Annotated in this window: 15 protein-coding genes; 9 read left to right on the top strand and 6 right to left on the bottom strand. The window is 65.7% G+C overall.

All coding sequences use genetic code 11. The features are described from left to right. The first annotated feature begins 45 nt into the window (after window positions 1-45). From C8C93_RS20720 to C8C93_RS20755, 8 genes are all read left to right on the top strand, one after another. Window positions 46-987, top strand: a complete 942-nt coding sequence (locus tag C8C93_RS20720) for a LysR family transcriptional regulator (RefSeq protein WP_121508909.1) — start codon at window positions 46-48, stop codon at window positions 985-987. Further along, window positions 984-2114 (top strand): tRNA 2-thiouridine(34) synthase MnmA, encoded by a 1131-nt coding sequence (mnmA, locus tag C8C93_RS20725; RefSeq protein ID WP_121508142.1) that lies wholly within the window; start codon window positions 984-986, stop codon window positions 2112-2114. The genes C8C93_RS20720 and mnmA overlap by 4 nt, the downstream gene beginning before the upstream one ends. A gap of 332 nt (window positions 2115-2446) precedes the next feature. Then, on the top strand, window positions 2447-2923 hold the full coding sequence (gene bcsD / locus C8C93_RS20730) for a cellulose biosynthesis protein BcsD (protein WP_233559526.1): 477 nt from the start codon (window positions 2447-2449) through the stop codon (window positions 2921-2923). 44 nt (window positions 2924-2967) lie between these two features. After that, window positions 2968-3504 carry a cellulose biosynthesis protein BcsP gene (gene bcsP, locus C8C93_RS20735; protein WP_121508143.1) on the top strand — a complete coding sequence of 179 codons (537 nt, stop codon included), beginning with the start codon at window positions 2968-2970 and terminating at the stop codon, window positions 3502-3504. Beyond that, window positions 3501-4283 carry a cellulose biosynthesis protein BcsQ gene (gene bcsQ / locus C8C93_RS20740; protein ID WP_121508144.1) on the top strand — a complete coding sequence of 261 codons (783 nt, stop codon included), beginning with the start codon at window positions 3501-3503 and terminating at the stop codon, window positions 4281-4283. Before bcsP ends, bcsQ begins: the two co-directional genes overlap by 4 nt. Further along, entirely contained in the window at window positions 4280-6466 is a 2187-nt protein-coding gene (bcsA, locus tag C8C93_RS20745) for a UDP-forming cellulose synthase catalytic subunit (RefSeq protein ID WP_055400303.1), read from the top strand. Before bcsQ ends, bcsA begins: the two co-directional genes overlap by 4 nt. Window positions 6467-6496: 30 nt before the next feature. Then, window positions 6497-8821 (top strand): cellulose biosynthesis cyclic di-GMP-binding regulatory protein BcsB, encoded by a 2325-nt coding sequence (gene bcsB / locus C8C93_RS20750; RefSeq protein ID WP_121421647.1) that lies wholly within the window; start codon window positions 6497-6499, stop codon window positions 8819-8821. Window positions 8822-8911: 90 nt separating this feature from the next. Continuing rightward, entirely contained in the window at window positions 8912-13231 is a 4320-nt protein-coding gene (locus C8C93_RS20755) for a cellulose biosynthesis protein BcsC (RefSeq protein WP_233559527.1), read from the top strand. A 253-nt stretch (window positions 13232-13484) separates the two neighbouring features. On the opposite strand, the gene C8C93_RS20760 is transcribed toward C8C93_RS20755, so the two are convergent. The 6 genes from C8C93_RS20760 to cysC form a co-directional block, all read right to left on the bottom strand. Then, window positions 13485-15125 carry a hypothetical protein gene (locus C8C93_RS20760; protein ID WP_233559528.1) on the bottom strand — a complete coding sequence of 547 codons (1641 nt, stop codon included), beginning with the start codon at window positions 15123-15125 and terminating at the stop codon, window positions 13485-13487. Window positions 15126-15546: 421 nt separating this feature from the next. Further along, the gene (locus C8C93_RS20765) at window positions 15547-16260 is read right to left on the bottom strand and encodes a Bax inhibitor-1 family protein (protein WP_121421645.1); all 714 of its coding nucleotides are present in this window, start codon (window positions 16258-16260) and stop codon (window positions 15547-15549) included. An 86-nt stretch (window positions 16261-16346) separates the two neighbouring features. Beyond that, window positions 16347-16922, bottom strand: a complete 576-nt coding sequence (locus C8C93_RS20770; RefSeq protein WP_121508147.1) for a hypothetical protein — start codon at window positions 16920-16922, stop codon at window positions 16347-16349. Between the two features lie 305 nt (window positions 16923-17227). After that, complete coding sequence (gene ssb, locus C8C93_RS20775; RefSeq protein ID WP_055400317.1) at window positions 17228-17788, bottom strand: single-stranded DNA-binding protein; 561 nt, start codon at window positions 17786-17788, stop codon at window positions 17228-17230. Window positions 17789-17916: 128 nt separating this feature from the next. Continuing rightward, window positions 17917-19095 carry an MFS transporter gene (locus C8C93_RS20780; RefSeq protein WP_121508148.1) on the bottom strand — a complete coding sequence of 393 codons (1179 nt, stop codon included), beginning with the start codon at window positions 19093-19095 and terminating at the stop codon, window positions 17917-17919. Window positions 19096-19288: 193 nt separating this feature from the next. Next, window positions 19289-19885 (bottom strand): adenylyl-sulfate kinase, encoded by a 597-nt coding sequence (cysC, locus tag C8C93_RS20785; protein ID WP_121508911.1) that lies wholly within the window; start codon window positions 19883-19885, stop codon window positions 19289-19291. Window positions 19886-19998: 113 nt separating this feature from the next. Between cysC and uvrA the strand changes: the two genes are divergently transcribed. After that, the gene (gene uvrA / locus C8C93_RS20790; protein WP_121508912.1) at window positions 19999-23055 is read left to right on the top strand and encodes an excinuclease ABC subunit UvrA; all 3057 of its coding nucleotides are present in this window, start codon (window positions 19999-20001) and stop codon (window positions 23053-23055) included. The last annotated feature ends 15 nt before the right edge of the window (window positions 23056-23070 follow it).

The raw sequence follows: 23070 nt of genomic DNA on the forward strand, positions 1-23070 counted from the left end.
TGATGCGTGCTGCGCAACAGCGAAACGTCTTGAAAGCCCATGCCCATGAACAACAAATTCGATCTTGCTGACATCCAGGCCTTTGCCGCGGCGGCTGAGCTGCAGAGCTTTCGTGCTGCGGCCGAGGCGATCCACTTGTCGCAGCCTGCCTTCAGCCGTCGCATCGACAAGCTCGAAGAAGCGCTGGGCGTGCGCCTGCTTGACCGCACCACGCGCCGCGTCACGCTCACGGCCGTGGGACGCGACTTTGCGCGCAAGACCCGCGTGTGGCTGGATGACCTGGACGGCATGCTCATGGGCCTGGGCGACGTGGCCGCGCGCCGCATGGGCGAGGTGACGATTGCCTGCGTGCCGTCGGCCGTGTATTACTTTTTGCCCCAGGTGGTCAAGCGCTACCACGAGCGGTTTCCGAAAATCCGCGTCAAGGTGCACGACGCCAGCGCCAACGAGGTGCTGGTGGCCGTGGCGCAGGGCGATGCCGACTTTGGCCTCAATTTCATCGGCAGCCAGGAGGCCGAGATCGAGTTCAAGCCCGTGCTGGCCGAGCGCTTCGTAGCCGCCTGCCGGCGCGACCATGTGCTGGCGCGGCGCAAGAAGGTCACCTGGGCAGAGCTGGGCCAGCACGACTTCATGTCGGTGGGCAAGACCTCGGGAAACCGTCTGTTGATGGACCTGGCGCTGGCCAACGTGCCCGACCGTCCCCAGTGTCTGTACGAGGCCAAGCACGTGACCACGCTGCTCGGCCTGGTGGAGGCGGGCCTGGGCGTGGCTGCTGTGCCCAGCCTGGCCATGCCGGGCAAGGACCATCCCACGCTGGTGAGCATTCCGCTGATCGAACCCGTGGTGACGCGCCAGATGGGGCTGATCAAACGCAGGGGCAAATCGCTGTCGCCCGCTGCGCAGCAGCTCTATGACCTGCTGGTGGCTACGCGTTCTGTGCGCCCACGCAGTGCTGCCACGGCGCAAAAAATACAATCGGGGCAATGACTGCCAATACCAAACCGCCCAAACAACGTGTTGTCGTGGGCCTTTCGGGCGGAGTGGACTCTGCCGTGACCGCCCACCTGCTCAAGCAACAGGGCCACGAAGTTGTCGGCATCTTCATGAAGAACTGGGAAGATGACGACGACAGCGAATACTGCTCGTCCAACATCGACTTCGTGGACGCCGCCGCCGTGGCCGACGTGATCGGCATCGAGATCGAACACGTCAACTTCGCAGCCGACTACAAGGACCGCGTCTTTGCCGAGTTCTTGCGTGAGTACCAGGCGGGGCGCACGCCCAACCCAGACGTGTTGTGCAACGCCGAGATCAAGTTCAAGGCTTTTCTGGACCATGCCATGCGCCTGGGCGCGGAGAAGATCGCCACGGGGCACTACGCCCGCGTGCGCCAGAACGCGACCTCCGGCCTGTTCGAGCTGCTCAAGGGGCTGGATCCCTCCAAGGACCAGAGCTACTTTCTGCACCGCCTGAACCAGGCGCAGCTGTCCAAGACGCTGTTCCCGGTGGGCGAGTTGCACAAGACCGAGGTGCGCCGGATCGCCGAGGAGATTGGCCTGCCCAATGCCAAGAAGAAGGATTCCACGGGCATCTGCTTCATTGGCGAGCGGCCGTTCCGCGAGTTCCTGAACCGTTACATCAGCCATGAGCCCGGCCCCATCCTGGACGACCGGGGCCGCAAGCTGGGCCAGCATGTGGGCTTGTCGTTCTACACCTTGGGCCAGCGCCAGGGCCTGGGCATCGGCGGAATCAAGGAGAAGGGCGCACAACGTGGCGGCGGCGAGCATGCGCCCTGGTTTGTGGCCCGCAAGGACCTGGCCAGGAACACGCTGCGCGTGGTGCAGGGGCACGACCACCCCTGGCTGCTGTCCTCCGCCCTGGAGGCGCAAGATGCCAGCTGGACGTCCGGCCACCCCCCTGTGCCGGGGAACTATGCCGCCAAGACCCGCTACCGGCAGCAGGACGCCGCGTGCACCGTCGTCAGCGCGGACGGCGCGGGTTTTCAGCTGCGTTTCCCACAGGCGCAGTGGGCGGTGACGCCGGGGCAAAGTGCGGTCTTGTACGACGGGGAGGTCTGCCTCGGGGGCGGGGTCATTTTTGGTGCGACAGACTGAAACATCTGGGGCACATTCGCCCTCTAGCCGATTGTGGTGCACCCGCACAAATGGGGTTTTCTAATTAATTAAGACTATGGATTGAATAATCCAAATAGTAAATAATTAATTCTTGTGGCGTGACACCCACAAACTTCTACGTAGTTACCGCCAGTTGAACTAAGTTGACCTTTGGTTCGTCGCCACAAGCGTCATTTGTCACGGCGTGGCTTCTAGAATTCCCGAAAACGCTGTTTGAAACCACATGTATCAAAAAATGCACGTGGTAAACCCTTAGTTCATCTTGCTGACGGCCGTCAAAAACGGGCCCGAAGCTTGCTCGTGCTTGCACCATGTCTCAAATTGTTTCCATGCCTTCGAGCCCCGACATCGCCGCGCACCTGGTCCGGCAGCAGTGTTCGGTGCAATGGCGAGGGTTTTTCCAGGCTCTTGCAGCGGAATTTGTCGCGGCCCTGCCACCGGAAGACCTTCGCGCGCTGATGTTCCGGGTGGGCGCGCGGTTTGCGGCAGACCATCCTTTGCCAGCGTGTGCCACTGTGGAAGACCTGCAGCGCAGCATGACGGCGGTCTGGACGAGCATCGACTGGGGCTGGGTCGATTTGACGCAGGAAGTTGCGCAGTTGAACATCCACCACAGCCTCTCGCCCGTATCTGCTGCATTCGGGCCGGACCACGTGCATTGGTCCGGTGGTTTCCTCGAAGGGGTCTACCAAAGCTGGTTCGACCAAGCGGGTGCCGGGCAACTCAAGGTGGTGCAGTGCGCACCTGCAGATGCCTGGGGGTGTGTACACCTTCAGCTGTCGCGCTGAGCACCGGGTTTCGGATCTATATGTTGCGGCATTGGCGGTGACCCATGAAACACTCAGACGACATCGTGAACCTCTTTCAGCAGTTTGGGGCCAAGGCAGACCCCTACCATGAGCTGGCCCGCAAGCAGGAGCACCAACTCTCCAACGAGCGCTGGCCCCTTGTCTCCGCCGTGCGCAATGCCGTGGCCGATGATGTGCCCTCGGTAGACCGAAGCGCCGGTACCGCTGCGGCGCCGCTTCCCCAGCAGGCTCAGGCTTCCGTTTCGGCGCGACCAGAGCCCGTGGTGGCAGTGCAGCGCACTGCACCCGTCGCCGCCGAGTTGCCCCGCCCGGTGGCCGCGCCCGCAGCAGTAGCGGCAGACCGTCTGCCGCCAGCGGCTGCGCTGGCCTCGCGTTCCCCCCTGGCGGGTCTTGCGGGCCTGCGTGGACAGGCTGCGCCGACTGTTGCTGAAGAGCAGGCCGTGCACCAGGAGTCCTTGCCGGTGGACCTCCCATCGGTTTTTGCGCGTCTGGCGGGTGCTCCCGTGGCCGCCGGCGCTGCGCCAGCGCCCGCCTGGCAGCCTCGCAAGGGCCACCTATGAAAGTGATTGCCATCGTTTCTGCCAAAGGTGGCGTGGGCAAGACGACCCTGACTGCCAACCTGGCCACCGCACTGCAGCGCGAAGGTGTTGCGACGTTGCTGGTGGTGGACATGGACCCCCAGAATGCGCTGGGCTTGCATTTCGGCGCCGATCCCCGTTCTCTGGCCGGCGTATCCCGCGCCAGCCTGGCAGGCGAAGACTGGGGCTCGGTCTGCGTGCAAAGCCCATCGGGTGTGCATGTGCTGCCCTATGGCGTGGTGAACGAGTCTGACCGCGTGGCTTTCGAGCGGCACCTGGACGCACACCCGAACTGGCTGGAGCAGCAATTGCAGGGCCTGGCACTGCCGGAGGATGCCGTGGTGCTGATCGACACGCCGCCGGGTCCTTCTGTTTATATGCAGCAGGCGCTGTCGGCGGCCCAGGTGGTGGTGGTGGTCAGCCTACCCGATGCGGCATCTTATGCGGCGCTGGCCCTGATGCAGCGGCTGGTGCACACCTATTGCACACCGCGCCCTGATTTTTCCGAAACACTGTACGTGCTCAATCAGGTGGACGGCGCGCGCCAGTTGTCCAAAGACATCACGCGTGTGATGCAGGACAACCTGGGTGAGCGCCTGGTGGGCGTGGTCCACGAAGACCAGGCGGTGCGCGAGGCGCTCGCCTACGACCAGAGCGTGCTGGAGTATGACCCCCAAGGCCAGGCGGCCGATGACCTGCGCAAGTGCGCGCGCGTCCTTGCGCAGCGCCTGCGACTGCCACTGGCTGGAGCCGCGCAATGAGTATCGACCAACGCCCGCAGGCCGACGAGGTAGCTGACGCCGATTCCCACAGTCCCCAGGCACACTGGCGCACCGTGGTGCATGCCATCACCGGGTGGGATCTGTGGCAGCACCCCGTAGCGCGTGTCGCGGCTGTGGTGTTCAGTGCCTTGCTGATGGGGTTGGTCATCAGCGTACCGCTGGATCTCCAGGGGCAGATTCTCTTTTCGGTGGGTTCGTTTGGTGCGGCCTTGCTGCTGAGCAGGACCCCCGGCCGCCTGTCCACGCTGGCAATGATCGTGCTGTCGATCTCGGCCTCGTCGCGTTACATCTACTGGCGTTTTACCGACACCATCGGCTTTACCAACTGGCTGGATGCGGCATTCGGCTATGGCCTGGTGCTGGCAGAGCTGTATGCCTTTGCGGTGCTGCTCATTGGCTACTTCCAGACGGCGTGGCCCCTGCAGCGCCGCCCGGTTCCCATGCCCCAGGACATCAGCACCTGGCCCAGCGTGGATGTGTTCATTCCGACGTACAACGAGCCGCTTGAAGTGGTGCGCCAGACGGTGTTCTCGGCCATGAGCCTGGACTGGCCCGCCGATCGCCTGCACGTGTATGTGCTCGACGACGGCCGCCGTCCCGAGTTCCGTGAGTTCTGCGAAGAGCTGGGCGTGGGCTACCTGATCCGCGACAACAACCACCACGCCAAGGCGGGCAACATCAACGCGGCGCTCAAAGTCACGAGTTCCGAATACATCGCCATCTTTGACTGCGATCACATCCCCACGCGTTCTTTCCTGCAGGTCTGCATGGGCTGGTTCTTCAAGGACACCAACCTGGTCATGCTGCAGACGCCGCACGTGTTCTTCTCACCCGATCCGTTTGAGCGCAACCTGGACACGTTCCACCGGATGCCCAACGAGGGCGAGTTGTTCTACGGCATCGTCCAGGACGGCAACGACCTCTGGAACGCGTCGTTCTTCTGCGGTTCTTGCGCCATCATCCGCCGCAAGGAGTTGCTGGAAGTGGGTGGCATTGCGGTAGAAACCGTGACCGAGGACGCCCACACGGCGCTCAAGCTCAGCCGCCTGGGCTACAACACGGCTTACCTCGAAGTGCCTCAGGCTGCGGGCCTGGCCACCGAGAGCCTTTCCGGCCACGTAGGCCAGCGCATTCGCTGGGCGCGGGGCATGGCGCAGATCGCGCGTACCGACAACCCGCTCTTTGGCAAGGGTCTCAAGTTCGGCCAGCGGCTGTGCTACCTGAACGCGATGCTGCATTTCTTCTACGGACTGCCGCGCCTGGTGTTTCTGACTGCACCGCTGGCCTACCTGTTCTTCGGGGCCCACGTGTTCCAGGCCACGGCGCTGATGATCACCGCCTATGCGCTGCCCCACCTGGCCCACGCCAGCGTGACCAACTCCCGCATCCAGGGGCGCTTTCGCCACTCGTTCTGGAATGAGGTGTACGAGTCAGTGCTGGCCTGGTACATCATGCGCCCGGTGATCGTTGCCTTCATCAACCCCAAGCTGGGCAAGTTCAACGTGACGGCCAAGGGGGGCGTGATCGAGAAAGCCTATTTCGACTGGACCATTGCACGGCCTTATGTGGTGCTGTTGGTGATCAATCTGGTGGGTTTTGCGGTAGGGATCTGGAAGCTGTTCTCCTCCGCAGGCGACGAAACCACCACGCTGGTCATCAACATGGTCTGGACCACCTACAACGTCATCCTGCTGGGCGCCAGTGTGGCGGTGGCCAGCGAGACGCGCCAGATCCGTGGCACACCGCGCGTGGCGGCTGCCCTGCCCGCTGTCATCCGCTTTGATAACGGCCGCACGCTGGTTTGCAAGACCGAAGATTTCTCGCAGCACGGGCTGGGCCTGTCCGTTCCGGCGGACAGCGACATTCCCATGGGCAGCCGCCTTTCCGTGTCGCTGTTCAGGTCCGACGAAGAAGGTGTTTTTCCGGCCGTTGTCACGTTCAGTGGCAAGGGGCGTCTGGGCGTGAAGTTCGACAACCTCAGTCTGCGCCAGCAGGCCGAACTGGCATCGCTGACCTTTGCACGGGCGGATGCCTGGATTGCCACTTGGGGCACGGGCCAGCGCGACAAGCCGCTGCGCTCGCTCTGGAGCGTGATTGCGATTGGAGTGCGCGGCATGGGACAACTGACCGTCTCCGCCGTCAAGTCCCTCAAGCCCCGTTAAGCCTTTCCCTGTTTCCAAAGACTCGACACCATGATTCCCAAAAGACATCCGACAGCGCGGCTGCCGCGCAAGCGCATGCTGCCTGCCATGCTGGCCTTGGTACTGACAGGGACGGCCGTGCCCGTATCCCAACTTGCTGCGGCCCCTGCACCAGCGGGCTTGGCTGGGGCGGAAATGCTGGCTGCGGCGCAACCGACCGAGAGTGGAGTGCGTGTACACCGCACCAGTTTCAAGGACCTGGGGGCCCTGTTTCCGCTGCAATTGCGGGGTGTGGACGGCACCAGCGGTGTGGCGTTCAGCGTGCGCAACGACGAAGTGGTCACAGGCGCGCGACTGAAGCTGAACTACTCCTACTCGCCCGCCCTGCTCCCCAACCTGTCCCATATCAAGGTGCTGGTGAACGAGCAGGTGGCCGCCACCATTCCGGTGACCACGCAGCAGGCGGGCGAAAACCTGCAGCGCGAGATCGTCATCCCGCCGCGCCTCATCACCGAGTTCAACCGGCTCAACCTGCAGCTGATCGGCCACTACACGATGGAGTGCGAAGACCCGCTGCACTCCAGCCTGTGGGCCAACGTCGGCAACGACAGCGTGCTGGAACTGACGGTGGCGCCCGTGGCCCAGACGAACGATCTGGCGCTGCTGCCGCAGCCTTTCTTTGATCGCCGGGATGTGCGCCCGCTGGAGCTGCCGATGGTGTTCGGCGCAGTGCCCAACACGGGCACCTTGCAGGCCGCAGGCACGATGTCGTCCTGGTTTGGCGCGCTGGCCGGTTTCCGGGGAGCGAGGTTCCCGTCACTGGTGGGTGAACTCCCCGCGCGCGGCAACGCGGTGGTGATGATCGCGGGCAAGGCGCAAGCGCCCGCCGGGCTGACCCTGCCAGACATCCAGGGCCCCACCGTGGCCGTGGTGAGCCACCCGGCAGACCGCCATGGCAAGCTGCTGCTGGTCATGGGGCGGGACGAAGCCGAGCTTGGCGTTGCCGCCAAGGCACTGGCCATCGGTTCCTCGGCCCTGTCCGGCCCGCTGGCACGGATCACCGAGGTCACGGAACTCAAGCCCCGCAAGCCGTACGACGCGCCCAACTGGCTTTCCAATGACCGGCCCGTGAAATTTGGTGAACTGGTCGAGGCCGATGCGCTCAACGTGTCCGGCTACTCGCCAGACCTGATCCGCCTGAACTTCTTCCTGCCGCCCGACCTGTTCGCATGGCGCCAGAAGGGCATCCCGGTGGACCTGCGGTATCGCTATACCCCGCGCCCGAACCCGGACAAGTCCACCCTCAACATCAATGTGAACCAGCAGTTCCTGCGTTCGTTGCCCCTGCACGCAGTGAACCATGAAGAACCCGGCGCTCTGGACCGCCTGCTGACCAAGGTGGTCCCCAAGGGCGAGATGGCGCCGGAGCGCGAGACTTTCCACATCCCGCTGTTCAAGCTGCCGGCCCAGTCGCAGCTGCAGATGCATTACTACTATGACGTGGTCAAGCAGGGCGCCTGCAAGGACGTGCCACTCGACAACGTCCGGGGCTCTGTCGAGGCCGACTCGACCATCGACATCTCCGGTTTTCCGCATTTCATCGCCATGCCGGATCTGGCGGCCTTTGGCAATGCAGGGTTCCCGTTCACACGCATGGCAGACCTTTCTGAATCTGCGGTGGTGATGCCGGACAAGCCGGGAGCGCAGGAATACGCGGCCTATCTGGGCCTGATGGGTGTCATGGGGCGCGTCACGGGATACCCTGCCCTGGGCGTGACCGTGGCGCAGGCCCAGCAGGTGGAGCGGCTTGCCGACAAGGACCTGCTGGTCATTGCCTCCGGCGGCAACCAGCCCCTGCTCAAGCAATGGGCCAGTTCCATTCCGGCCCTCCTGCAGGGCGAAACCAAGAGTTTCCAGATGTCGGATTTCGCCAACCGCCTGCTGCGCTGGTGGGGCTTTGGCGAGGACTCCAGCGTGCACGCACGGCGCAGCCAGGTTGCGTTTTCCAGCGACAGCACCGATGCTCTGGTGGCAGGTTTTGAATCGCCTTTGCGCGGTGGCCGCAGTGTGGTGCTCGTTGCCAGCAACCAGCCTGCAGGTCTGTCGCAAGTGATGGATGCACTGCTGGATGCCGAAATGCTCAAACACGTGCAGGGCAGCACCACGGTCATCCGGGGCAAGCAGGTGGACAGCCTGGTGGCCGAGAAAAACTACCATGTGGGTCAGTTGGGCCCCTTGCTGTATACCCAGTGGTTTCTTTCGCGCAACCCGCTGTTGCTGATTGTCCTGGGCGTGTCGGCGGCGGTGCTGATAGCGATCATCATGTACCTGTCGCTGAGAGCGCGCGCACGGGCCCGGCTGAAGCAAAAAGGCTGAGGCGGTGCAAAGCACGCCCGGCTGTTTCTGAATCACGCAACACATTCCCGGCACCTCGGTGGCCGGGAGCCTCGCAGGGAGAAGGAAGGCATGTCCTCCAAACGTCGTCGTCATCAAACACTTGCCATGGGGCTGCTGGCCTCGCTGATGGCCCCCGTTGCCTGGGCGCAGACCGGGGCCGAGCAGACCCTGCTGGACCAGGGGCAGTACTGGCAGGAGCGCGGCGACACGGAACGCGCGGGTGAGGCGTGGCAGAAGCTGTTGCGCATCAACCCCCAGAACGCCCAGGCCCTCTATGGGATGGCGTTGGTGGAGCTCAACGCCCGCCGCCCCGAGGGCGCCCAGCGCTACCTGAACCAGTTGCAGGCAGCCCATCCGCGCAGCCCGCTGGTCAGCCGGTTGCAGGAATCCATCCGCACGGGCCGCAGCGCACCCCAGATCGAAACTGCGCGCCAGCAGGCCCGCAGCGGGCAGGCCAGCCAGGCCTTGAGCACCTACCAGGCGGCACTGGGAGACCGCGCTCCTACTGGGCCCCTGGCGCTGGAGTACTACCAGACGCTGGGCGCCACAGCAGGCGGCTGGGACGAGGCCCGCCGGGGTCTGAACCGCCTGGCGCAGGAATCGCCCGAAGACCCGCAGATTGCGCTGGCCCTGGCGCAACACCTGACCTACCGCGAATCCACACGCCGCGAAGGCATCGCCCAGCTGGCGCGGCTGGCCGGGCGCCCGGATGTGGGCAAGGCGGCGACGGAAAGCTGGCGCAAGGCGCTGGCCTGGACGGGCAATCGATCGGCCGACATCCCGCTGTACCAGGAATTCCTGCGCGCCAATCCCGGAGACACTGCGGTGCAGACGCGCCTGGTGCAGGCCCAGAACCTGCAAAAACAGTCCCAGGCAGCTTCCGTCCGGACGGCCGACCCGCTGCGCCAGCGGACGACAGCAGGGTTCCAGGCCCTGGACGATGGCGAGCTGGATGCTGCAGAGGCCGCATTTCTGAACGTGCTCGAATCCCGTCCCGCCGACGGCGATGCGCTGGGTGGCCTGGGCATTCTGCGTTTGCGCCAGGAACGGTTTGCCGACGCGCGCGGGCTGCTGGAGCGGGCCTCGCGTGCGGGCTCGGCCAGCCGCTGGAAACAGGCGCTCGACAGCGCCACCTACTGGAGCCTGGTCGAGCAGGCCACCTCCGAACGCGAACGCGGCGAGACAGCGGCAGCGCGGCGTTCGTTGGAGCAGGCTGTGCGGCTGAATCCGGCCGAAGTCACGGCCGAAACCGACCTGGCAGACCTGTTGGTCGAAGATGGCCAGTACGACGCCGCCGAGGCGGCCTACCGCCGTGTGCTCGCGCGCCAGGCCGACAACCCCGACGCGGTGCGGGGACTTGTGGGCGTGCTGGCGCAGAACAACAAGGCGGCCGAAGCCCTGGCGCTGGTGGAGAAGCTGTCACCCTCGCAGCAAGAAAAGGTGGGAGCCCTGGGGCGCCTGCGTGCTGCGCAGGCATTGGGCCAGGCCCGCGCAGCGACGGAGCGTGGCGATACCGCCGCCGCCCGCGCAGCGCTGGAAGATGCCCTGCTGAACGATCCGGCCAGCCCCTGGGTGCGGCTGGACCTGGCCCGCCTGTACCTGCGCATGGGCGCGGTGGCCGAGGCGCGGGGCGTGATGGACGGGTTGTTGCTGTCCAACCCCAACATGCCCGAGGCCCTGTATGCCAGCGCCCTGCTCGCCTCGGAAGCTGGTGACTGGCCCAACGCCCTGGCCCTGCTGGACCGTGTTCCAGAAAAGCACCGCACCCGTGACATCGCCGCGCTGCAAAAGCGGGTGTGGGTGCATGTGCAGGCATCGGCTGCATCGGCGTTGGCGGCTGAAGGTCGCCAGACGGAAGCCCTGGCCACCCTGGCCCAGGCCGAGTCCTTTGCCACCCAAGACCCCGAATTGCTGGGCGCCATGGCCTTGGCCTACGCGGACGCTGGCGATCCGCAGCGGGCACTCGGCATGGTGCGCCAGGTGCTGGCGCGCACCCCCCGGCCCGATGTCGGCCTGCGCCTGCAGTACGCTGCCACCTTGCTCAAGACCCAGCAGGATGTGGAACTGGCGGGCATCCTGCGGCAGCTGCAGACGGCCCCGATGAATGACCGCGAGCGCAAGAGTTTCAGCGACATCCGCCGCGCCTACATCGTGCGCCAGGCCGATGGCCTGCGCGAGGCGGGCGACCTGGTCGCGGCCTACGACACGCTCGTTCCCTTGCTGGCCGAGCAGCCCGACGAGCCCCTGGCCATGGCGGCACTGGCCCGCATGTACGCGGCCAACAACGACTATGCCCAGGCGCAGGCGCTGTATGCGCGGTTGCTGGAAAAGTCTCCCAATGACGTGCCCCTCATCCTGCAGACCGCAGCCATGGCCACGGGCGCCAAGGACTACGGCTATGCGGAGTCGCTGCTGTCCGTGGCGCTGGCGCGCGCTCCGCGTGATCCCGAAGTGCTGACGGCCGCTGGTCGGTTGTACCGGGCGCAGGGCAAGAATTCCAAGGCCACCGAGTTCTTCACGGCTGCCGTTGCTGCCGAAAACGCGCAGCGCGATGCCGTGCTGGCCGCCAGTGGCGTGGCGGCGGGGCCTGCCCGTTCGGGCAATCCGTTTGCCCAGCGCGCGGCGTTGCAGCAGCGTGCCGGGGGCGGCCTGTCAGTGCCTGGTGCCGCAGCCGTCGCACGTTCGCCGGTGGGCTACACCCCCCAGCAGTACGCGCCCCAGCCAGTAGCGCGCAGCAACAACGCACCTGCAGGCCTCTACATTCCCGACCCGGCCGGTGCAAGCCGCTTTGGCACGGCACCGCAGGCCTATGCGCAGGCCGCTCCCATGACGCCCGCCAGTTACTACCCCGAGGCGTCCAGCCCGGTGGCGGCGGCTGACACGGCGGCTTCGACCAGCGCCGCGCGGCGCAACGCGGCGGCACTGCCTTCTTCGACCCCACGGTCGGTGGGTGCCTCTGCGGCGGCGCCGGCCATGGCACCTGTGTACGTGCCGCCTGCACAACCCATGCAGCCGATGGGCGCTCCGGCCCCGGCTGCGGCGGGCTACTACACGCCTGCACAGGCCTACGGTGGTGGGTATGCGGGCGGCGCCCAGTCCTTGCCTGCGCAACGCGCAATGCCTGCTCCTGCAGCACCTTCTGCCTGGTCCACGGCGGGGCTGGGCAACGTGCCCGACCCCACGCGGCCCCGCACGGCCCGCGACGAGCTGCGCGAAGTGCAGCAAAGCCAGATTTCTTCGTTCTCCGTGGGCGCAGTTGCGCGCGCACGGCAGGGCGAGGCGGGCATGAGCCAGCTTTCCGAGATCGAAGCGCCCGTGCAGCTCAAGATGAGCGTGGGTGACGGTCACCTTCTGCTGGGCGTAACGCCCACGGGCGCCAGCGCAGGTTCGCCCGGCTCTCCCTACGGCACCATCAGCCGCTTTGGTGGTGGCCCGGTCACGGCCCTGGCCATGCCCGAACGCGGTGCTGGCTCGCAAAGCGACAGCGGCGTCGGCCTGAGCGTAGGCTATGAAAGCGGAGGCTTCCGGGCAGACATCGGCAGCACGCCGCTGGGCTTCGGCCAGTCCGATGTGACGGCAGGCGCGAGATACCGCACAGCCCTCACCGACGACCTGACCGTGGCCGTGGACCTCTCGCGCCGCCCGGTGACCGACAGCCTGCTGTCGTTTGCCGGTGTCCGTGATGCCCGGACCGGCGACCGCTGGGGCGGCGTGTCCGCTTCGGGGGGCCGCGTTGATCTGACCTGGGACGATGGTGAACTGGGGATCTATGGGTACGGTTCGCTGCATGGCCTGACCGGTACCCGCGTGCGCAGCAATGCGCGGGCCGAGCTGGGTGGCGGGATGTACTGGCATGTGCACCGCACATCGAACGCCGACCTCACGGCGGGCCTGAGCTTTACGGGGCTGTCGTACCAGCGCAACCTGCGCTACTTCACGGTGGGCCACGGTGGCTATTTCAGTCCCCAGCAGTTCGTGTCATTTGGCATTCCGGTCGAATGGGCGCAGCGCAATGGCCGCCTGTCCTACCAGCTCAAGGGCTCGGTGGGCGTGCAGTATTTCAAGGAAGATGCGGCGCCGTATTTCCCCAACAGCCCATCGCGGCAGGTATCGGCCGTCCAGGCTGCGGCCGACGCGCTGGCCTTTGGCGAAACGGGCGCCACGGCCATCTACCCCGGCCAGTCCCGCACGGGCCTGGGCTACAACCTGGGTGCAGCCATGGAATACCAGATGCATCCGCAGGTGTTCGTGGGTGGACACCTGTCGCTCAACAACGCACGCAATTACCGCGAGTTCGCGGGCGGCCTGTATGTGCGCTATGCCTTCCAGCCCTACAACGGCCTGCAGGCGTTTCCGGTCAACCCGCTGCGGTCACCGTATAGCTACTGAACTTTTCCAGGGCGCTCACCCGCTCTCTGCAAGCCACAAAAAGGCCCGTCGCACTTCACGTGCGACGGGCCTTTTTTATTGGCAATCCGCTTGTGGTGGGAGCGCTGTCTGCGTGCCACATGGCGCTTGCGCGGGGTGAAGGCGCTGTAAGCCCAGGCCCATGGGCCGATCACAGATCACAGATCACAGGGGCACCCGCAGTGATTGCCCGATTGCAGCGCCCCCCGCCTAGCGCGAGGGGTGCTCCCTGCCGTTACGGCGTGGTCTGCTTGGCGCCCACAAACACGGTGTGGGCACGTGTGCCAGCCACGGACAACCCGGCAGTCAGAATGCGCAGGCCAATGACCTTGCCATTCGCATCGAACTGTGCCGATGCCGAGCCGGACTGCGGCGGGCCCGAGGACAGGCCGCAGGTGATGGGTGCGTTGGGGCTGTTGAGGTAGCCGAATGCCTCGACGCGGTACAGGTTCAGACCACTGCCCAGTTCGCCCAGGAGCTTGCCCGCCACTTCACAGCCGCTGGTGGTCAGGCCCGTGATGGCGCCATCGGCAAACACCGTCAGCGTTGTGGTGTCGCCACCAAAACCCGTGCCAGCCATCTTGTAGGTACCAACGATCAGAGCCGCGTTGGGCACCTTGCCGGAGGGCAGGGCGTACAGCGGGTCGGGCGTCACGCTGAAGCGGGTGGGGAAACCGCCTGGCTGCGTTGGGTAGCTGAAGCTGCCGCTGAACAGGCCGGCGGTGCTGGTGCCATCGCCACTTTGGAGCGTGCCGTCGATCAGCACGGACTCGTTGTAGGCGCCCGTGTTGGCCAGCAGGCGGTTGAAGAACACGCCATCGTTGGCCGTCACAAAACGGTTGTTCGTGACGTTGTTCTCGTAGCGGATAAGGCGGCCATACAGCGCGTTGTGGTCCAGGCTGCTGTTGGTGTAGAAGAACAGGCCGCCGTCCGGCAGCACGCTGCCCCAGACGGTCGTATCGCCAATCACGCCTGCAGGCAGCGTGAAGGAGCCCTGCCAGTTGCCTGCCACCGACAACGGCGTGGTGGAAGGCGGCACGGTGGTGCGGGGGTCGGCAATGCCGTTGAGGGTGAAGGTGTTGTTCGGGCCCGTCGCATTGCGCGTGAACACCCAGATGCCGTTGGGCACCCCTGCCGCGTCAAACCGCAGCACGGCGATGCCGGATTGCTGCGTGCCGCTGGCCTCGCAGGAGGTGGTGTCGCCCGACAGATTGAGCGTCGTCGAATACAGCGGGGAGTCTGCGGCGCGTGGCGTGGCCGTGCCCGTGACCAGGCAGCCGCCGATGCGGCCCGAGAGCTGGCCCTGTGGGGTGACGGTGAGTACCCATCCACCGCCAAACAGGCCGGTACCCCGGTAGGTGCCCTCGACCAGGCTCGCGCGTGCGGGGTGGAAGTTCAGGCTGCTGTACGAGAGCTTGATCGGCACCACCGCGCCAGACGCAGCCGCCGTCTGCACCGGGTCGGAGTAATTGCCGCTGATGCCGTCGGTGCGGCCGATCTTGCCGCTGTTCGATGCCGTGCCACGCAGCGTCAGGCCCGTGGCAAATTTGCCGTCCTGGACCGAGTAGTACGTGACGCCAGTGGCCAGCACTGCCGTGACGTTGACATTCAGGCGCCCGTAAAACGCATCAAAGCCCGCTGCGCCCGGGGCCTCGCGTGCCATGTAGAACTCGCCCCCGGTGCCCAGCGGGCCGGGATCGATGTAGCCCACCACCTGCCGCTGCGCAGCGCCGGTACCCACCGTGCCCTCCCACACGCCGCCGGGGTATTGCTGTACGCCAGGGGCGGGGCCCACGTCTTCGCCGTCGGACGAGCCGCCGCCGCAACTGGCGAGCAGGGCCGCACAGGTCAAGGATAGCCAGAAGTATTTGCGCATGATGGACAGAAAGAGGATCAGTAGGTAATGGGGATTCGTCGAGATGCCGCCGTGGCGCGCGAGGCGTTATCGACGGGCCAGCGAGCGCGCACAGGTGCATGCTGGCTGTCTTGCTGTTTCTAATTGTGCCAGCAGCGGGCGCAAGGGACGACAGGAAAATGGCATGCCGGAGTTGGGCGGCGGGCTGTGGGGCTGCGGTGCGCCCACGGGGAATGCGAGCTCGGATGTCGGCTGGGCCACGCGTGTCAGGTGCACCTGAATGCACTTACGATGAATTGCTATCAATAATATAGCTATTCCCGCTTGTTCATCAAGCGCTAGAGCCTGATTTTTCTTGGATTTCAGCCTGCTGCAAAGAAAAGGGCCGACCCCTTTGCAGGAGCCGGCCCTTGCCACCGCGCGGGTCTTCGAGAATGGCGGCTCAGTCGTCGTTGGTCGCCAGGCTGATCAGGATGCGCAGCACGTACCAGAGCATCAGCGCGATCGATGCAAACAGGTGCAGCGCAGCGCCCGCAGGGCGGTCGGCGGGGTAGTCGTGGATGATGCGCGAGGTGTCGTACAGCACGCAGGCGCCGGCAAACAGCACCATGATCCCCGAGAACCAGATGCCCAGCTTGAAGCCAAAGATGGCGCCGGCAATGATGGTGCCCAGGGCCACCAGGCCGCCCACCTTCAGAATGCCCCCCAGGAACGAGAAGTTGGTCTTGGTGGTGAACGCCGTCCAGGTGAGCGCGCCCACCAGCAGCAGCGTGATGAAGGCCGCAGCGCCAATGGCACCGGGGGCCACGATCTGGGCGATGCCGAACATCGGCGCGAAGATCAGGCCTTCGGCCAGTACATACAGGCCCAGGCCCATCAGCTGTGTTTGCGGGCTCTCTGCGTTGTCGGCCATGTACGAGGCCAGCCAGCCCACCAGCATGAACGCGCCCATGACGCCCAGCCACAGGAACTTGTTGCCGCTGGCCAGCAGCATCTTGGCCGCTGTGCCGGAAAATCCGGTCGCCATCAGGACGGCGGAAAGCACCACGAAGGCCAGCATGGCCACACCGAGGTGCTTGTAGGTAGCAACGATGAAATCGCGCCGTTCAAACGGTGCGCCTTCCGGCGTCGAAGGGGTCAGGACATTGGGATTCATGGCGTATTCCTCGCTCTATGTGTTGGTTGTGAAATCATGGGAGGGGCGCGCCAGGCGCCTCCTCCCTCCCTCTCTGTGAAAAATTCTCAGGCCGCGCTGAGCTGCTGGCTGGAGTCCGCTGCACGCAGCCTGCGGTTGGACCACACACCGGCGGCGCCGATCAGCGTCAGCAGGATCGCGAAGATCCAGGTGCCAGCGCCGCTGAAGGACCGGGCGGAGGACGCTGCCTCGGCCTGCAGGCGCTGCCTGGTGGTCTCATAGCTGATCACGGGCTTGCCATCGACCGCCACTTCGTACACCAGGTCGTTGTCGCTCTTGTCCACCAAAGCGGTGATTTTTTCGTCGATCAGGTTGCCCACCAGTTCCTGGGGTGTGCTGTAGTCGATGCGCAGCTTGCGGGCCTCGGCGCCTGCGCCATCGGGCTGGACGCTGATTTCGTAGAACTGCTTGGTAGCGCGGCGCTTGCGCTTGACGGTGACCTCCGAAGCCTGCGTCACCGTGCCTGCCACGCTCTGCAGGCTTTCCCGCGCTGCGTAGGCGTGGTCGCCATCGGCCTTCCAGCCGCTGTACAGCGACAGGCCGATCAGGCCGGGCCCGGCCAGTAGCAGCAGCCACGCGTAACCGGTGATGAAAATCAAAATCTTGCGAACAAAGCCTGACATGGCTATCCCTCTCTTGTGCTGTTGAATGTTGTTGTGACTAACCAGAATTTGCTGGCGGCACCGCAGGCCAGCCGCCAACAAGCGCCCGATGATCTTCGAGTTGGGCGCAACCGGTGTAAGAAAGTGTTGGCGCCGTTGTCCCCGTGCCGCACTGGACAAACTGAGGGGGTGGGGAGGGCGCTGGCCGTTGTAGAAGAAGCGCTGCGTGCTGTTGATTCAGCGCCTCTTGACCATCGTGCGGGCGCAAAAAAAGGCCCGCAGCGTCTGTGCTGCGGGCCTTTTTACAAAACTGGAAAGCGCGGCTTTTAGAAGGGGATGTCGTCATCCATGTCGTCAAACCCCGAAGCTGCGCGGGGTGGCTGTGCCACGGGCGCAGGCGCAGGGCGCTGGGCAGGGGCCGCCATGGGGCGTGGTGGGGGCGCGGCGCGGCGGGGGGCCTGGTCGTAGCCGCCGCCCTGGTCGCCACCGCCGTAGCCGCCATCGTCGTATCCGCCGCCTTGCTGGCCACCACCCTGGCCGCCGCCCATGCCCTGGCGGCTGCCCAGCATCTGCATCTGGTCAGCACGGATTTCGGTGCTGTACTTTTCCACGCCGCTCTGGTCGGTCCACTTGCGGGTGCGCAGGCTGCCTTCCACGTACACCTGCGAGCCCTTGCGCAGGTACTGGCCAGCGATCTCGGCGAGGCGGCCGTTGAAGACCACGCGGTGCCACTCGGTGGCCTCCTTCATTTCGCCAGACTGCTTGTCTTTCCACTTGTCGGTGGTGGCAATCGTCACGTTGGCCACCTGATCGCCACTGGGGAAAGTGCGCATTTCAGGGTCGCGGCCCAGGTTGCCGACGATGATGACTTTGTTTACGGATGCCATGGTGCTGTTTTTGCCTTAAAGGGATGAAAGAAGCGCCGGATTTGGAGAAGGATTCCGGGCGCCAAACGCGCCATTGTGCCGCAACCGGCTCGCAATGGAAGCTCTGGCGGCATGGCTCGATCCACCACTCAGTGGCCGCCGCGCCCCACGGGCCGCAGGGGCCAGGTCAGTACCAGCCACAGGGCCGTGAGCACGGTGGTGGCGGCAAACAGGCCGGGCGCGCCGGCCCATTTCACCAGGGCGCCGCCCAGCGCGCCGCCCGCAAACAGGCCCAGCGATTGCAGCGTGTTGTAGCTGCCCAGCGCCGCGCCGCGCAGCTGCGGCGGCGCCATGCGCGACACCAGGCTGGGCTGGCTGGCCTCCAGCGCGTTGAATCCACAGAAAAACACAAACAGCAACGGCCCCAGCACCCACAGTGTGGGTGTACTGCCGCTGCCCGCCAGCAGGCCCAGGCCTGCCTGCACCAGCAGCACCAGTGCAATGGCACCCAGCAGCGCGGCGCGCAGCCTGCCCGCACGCTCCAGCGCAAACAGCCCGCCCATGGCCGCAAACGAGAGCACCACCGCAGGCAGGTAGACCTGCCAGTGGTGGTCTTTGCTAAGGCCCGCCTGCACCAGCATGGCCGGCACGGCCACCCACATGGACAACTGCACGGTGTGCAGAACGAAAACCCCCAGGTTCAGGCGCAGCAGGTCGGGGTGGGCCCACACATCGGCCAGGCGGCCCCGGGGCGCATTCTGGTGCTGCGCGGTTTCTGCAGGCACCCACCAAATCACCACCGCCACGCCCGCCAGCGCCAGGGCGCAGGTCAGGCCAAACAGGCCCGCCAGCCCGATGTGGGCCGCCAGCACCGGCGCCGCCACCAGCGCCACCGCAAACATCAGCCCGATGCTGCCACCCACCAGGGCCATGGCCTTGGTGCGCACGGCATCACGCGTCTGGTCAGCCAGCAGGGCGGTGACGGCGGCCGACACGGCACCGGCGCCCTGCATCGCGCGGCCCACCAGCAGCCCCGTGAGCGAATCGGCGAGTGCGGCCAGCAGGCTACCCGCTGCAAACACCAAAAGACCCAGCACGATCACGCGCTTGCGCCCAAACCGGTCGGAGGCCATGCCCAGCGGCAACTGCAGTACCGCCTGTGTCAGGCCGTAGATGCCCATGGCAAGACCGACCAGGGCGGGGTCATCCCCACCGGGGTACTTGCGGGCCTCCAGCGCAAACACAGGCAGGACCAGGAACAGTCCGAGCATGCGCAGCGCAAAGATCAGCGCCAGGCTGAGGCTGGAGCGGCGCTCCTGCGGGGTCATGGCGTTGCCGGAAGGCGATGGCGACAGGGGCGGTGGGGCAGCGCCCGCAAGTGAAGAAGGAGAATCCGGCACGGTGGTGCCCTATGGGGCAGGTAAAGCAGGGATTTTCGCCCATTGGGCAGGAGTTGTGATTCGCGTGGGCATGTGCGGGGCGTGGCACGGCTCCCAAGGCATGGCTGACCGGCCCAAAGGCTCACAGCAAAGCGCAGATCCGCTGCACGCATTCCTGGGGCGTGAGCTGGGCTGTGGGCAGCACCAGCTCGGCGACCAGCGGTGGCTCGTAGGGCGAATCAATACCGGTGAACTGGCGCAACTCGCCCGTGCGGGCCTTGCGGTACAGGCCTTTGGGGTCGCGCTCTTCGGCGAGTGCCAGCGGCACATCGACAAACACTTCCAGGAAGTCGCCCGGGGCAAACAGTTCCCGGGCCGCCTGGCGTTCTGCACGAAAGGGCGAAATGAAAGCCACCACCACGATCACGCCCGCGTCCACAAACAGGCGGGCCACTTGTGCGACACGCCGGATGTTCTCTGCCCGGTCCGCGTCCGAAAACCCCAGATCCCGGTTCAGCCCCTGGCGGATGTTGTCGCCGTCCAGGATGTAGGTGCGTTTGCCCTGGCGATTCAGTTCCCGCTCCAGCGCATTGGCAATGGTCGATTTGCCCGCACCCGACAGGCCGGTGAGCCAGACCACCCGGCCGGGGTGGCCTCCCAGCTGCTCGCGCTCCGCACGGGTCACGGTCAGCGCCTGGGCATGGACATGGGGGACGTGGGGTGGTGTGGGATCGGTCACTTTGGCGTAGGCAAATGAATATGGCGTGCAATGGTACTGGCATGGCAGCAGCTGCAACACAGGGCATGGGGCTTGACCTATCATGGTCGGTTTCCCTGCTGTTTCCCCACTCCGTGACCGACTCCCATTCCCCCACCGATGCCCAAGCTGCCGACAGCAGCGGTCTTTACCTCGCCCGCGCCCTGCGCGAGCAGCGCATCAGCATCCGGGGGGCGCGCACGCACAACCTCAAGAACATCGACCTCGACATCCCGCGCAACCAGCTCGTGGTGATCACGGGGCTGTCGGGCTCGGGCAAGTCCAGCCTGGCGTTTGACACGCTGTATGCCGAGGGCCAGCGGCGCTATGTGGAGAGCCTGTCGGCCTATGCGCGGCAGTTTCTGGGGCGGCTGGACAAGCCCGATGTCGACCTGATCGAAGGCCTCTCGCCCGCGATTTCCATCGAGCAGAAGGCCACCAGCCACAACCCGCGCTCCACCGTGGGCACGGTGACCGAGATCCATGACTACCTGCGTCTGCTGTACGCCCGCGCTGGCACGCCGTATTGCCCCGACCACAACCTGCCACTGGCCGCACAGACCGTGAGCCAGATGGTGGATGCCGTGCTGGCCCTGCCCGAAGACACCAAGCTCATGCTGCTGGCGCCCGTGGCGCGCGAGAAGAAGGGCGAGTTCACCGAGCTGTTCGCGCAGATGCAGGCGCTGGGCTACGTCCGCTTTCGGGTGGATGGCCAGATCTACGAGCACGAGAACCTGCCCGCGCTCAAGAAAACCGAGAAGCACAACATCGACGTGGTGATCGACCGCATCAAGGTGCGCGCCGACCTGCAGCAGCGCCTGGCCGAGAGCATCGAGGCGGTGCTGCGCGTGGGCGGGCATGAGGGCAATGGCCGCGTGCTGGCGCTGGAGATGGACACGGGGCAAGAGCACCTGTTCAGCAGCAAGTTCGCCTGCCCCGTCTGCAGCTATTCGCTGCCGGAGCTGGAGCCGCGCCTGTTCTCGTTCAACTCGCCCATGGGCGCGTGCCCCGCGTGTGACGGCATTGGCCAGCGCGATGTGTTCGACCCGGCTCGTGTGGTGGCCTTCCCCACGCTGAGCCTGGCCAGCGGTGCCATCAAGGGCTGGGACCGGCGCAACGGCTACTACTTTGCGATGCTGGAGAGCCTGGCCAAGCACTACGCGTTTGACATCGAGGCGCCGTTTGAATCTCTGCCCGCACCGGTGCAGCACGCCATCCTGCACGGCTCGGGCGAGGAAGAAATCGCCTTCAGCTACATCATGGACAGCGGTGCCTCCAAGGGCAAGGTGTATGCCAAGAAGCACCCCTTCGAAGGCATCATCCCCAACATGTCGCGGCGCTACCGCGAGACCGATTCGGTGGTGGTGCGCGAGGACCTGGCGCGCTTTCGCAGCACCCAGCCCTGCCCCGAATGCCACGGCACGCGCCTGCGCCGCGAAGCCCGCCACGTGCGGCTGGGCGAGGGCGAGCAGGCCCGCGCCATCTTTGAAGTGAGCCACGCCACACTGAACACCGCCCACACCTGGTTCAACGACCTGAAGCTCACCGGCGCCAAGGCCGAGATCGCCGACAAGGTGGTGCGCGAGATCGCCACGCGCCTGCAGTTCCTGAACGACGTGGGCCTGAGCTACCTGAGCCTGGACCGCAGCGCCGAGACCCTCTCCGGCGGCGAGGCGCAGCGCATCCGCCTCGCGTCCCAGATCGGCTCGGGCCTCACGGGCGTGATGTACGTGCTGGACGAGCCCAGCATCGGCCTGCACCAGCGCGACAACGACCGCCTGATCGCCACGCTCAAACACCTGCGCGACATCGGCAACAGCGTGATCGTGGTCGAGCACGACGAAGACATGATGCGCGCCGCCGACCATGTGATCGACATGGGCCCCGGCGCGGGTGTGCACGGCGGGCGCGTGATGGCGCAGGGCACGTACGACGAAGTGCGTGGCAACACGCAGTCGCTCACGGGCCAGTACCTGTCGGGCGTGCGCTCGATTGCCGTGCCCCAGCGCCGCACGCCCTGGCTGCCGGTGCTGGAGCAGACTGCTCCCGTGGTCGAGGCCAAGGCCAAGTCGCGCTTTCCGCAAACCGAGGCCAGCAAACGCCGCGCCGAACGCATGGCCGAACACCACGCACGCCAGGGCGCCCTGCAGGCGCTGCGGGTGGCAGGCGCCACGGGCAACAACCTGAAGAACGTGACGGTGGATTTTCCGGTGGGGCTGCTCACCTGCGTGACGGGCGTGTCGGGCTCGGGCAAAAGCACGCTGGTCAACGACACGCTGTACGCCGCCGTGGCCCGCCAGCTGTACCGCGCGCACGAAGAACCGGCCGCGCACGACGAGATCGTGGGCATCGAGTACTTCGACAAGGTCATCAACGTCGACCAGAGCCCCATTGGCCGCACGCCGCGCAGCAACCCCGCCACCTACACCGGCCTGTTCACCCCCATCCGCGAGCTGATGGCCGAGGTCAATACCGCCAAGGAGCGCGGCTATGGCCCCGGGCGCTTCAGCTTCAACGTGGCCGGAGGCCGCTGCGAGGCCTGCCAGGGCGACGGTGTGGTGAAGGTGGAGATGCACTTCTTGCCCGACGTGTACGTGCCCTGCGACATCTGCCACGGCCAGCGCTACAACCGCGAGACGCTGGAAGTGCTGTGGAAGGGCAAGAACATCGCGCAGATCCTGGAATTGACGGTGGAAGACGCCGCCGCCTTCTTCAAGGACGTTCCAACAATAGCGCGCAAGCTGCAGACGCTGCTGGATGTGGGCCTGTCGTACATCCGCCTGGGCCAGGCGGCCACCACGCTCTCCGGTGGCGAGGCGCAGCGCGTGAAGCTGGCGCAGGAGCTGAGCAAGCGCGACACCGGCCGCACGCTCTACATCCTGGACGAGCCCACCACGGGCCTGCACTTTGCCGACATTGACCTGCTGCTCAAGGTGCTGCACCAGCTGCGCGACGCGGGCAACACCATCGTCATCATCGAGCACAACCTCGACGTGATCAAAACCGCCGATTGGCTCATCGACATGGGGCCGGAGGGTGGTGCGGGCGGTGGCACCGTGGTGGGCGTGGGCACGCCGGAGGAGCTGGCAGCCAACCCGGCCAGCCATACGGGGCGGTATCTGGCGCCCTACCTGCAGGCGAAGTTTGAATGAAAATGGCTGCTAGCG

The sequence above is a fragment of the Acidovorax sp. 93 genome, assembly GCF_003633835.1.
Classification (GTDB): domain Bacteria; phylum Pseudomonadota; class Gammaproteobacteria; order Burkholderiales; family Burkholderiaceae_C; genus Acidovorax; species Acidovorax facilis.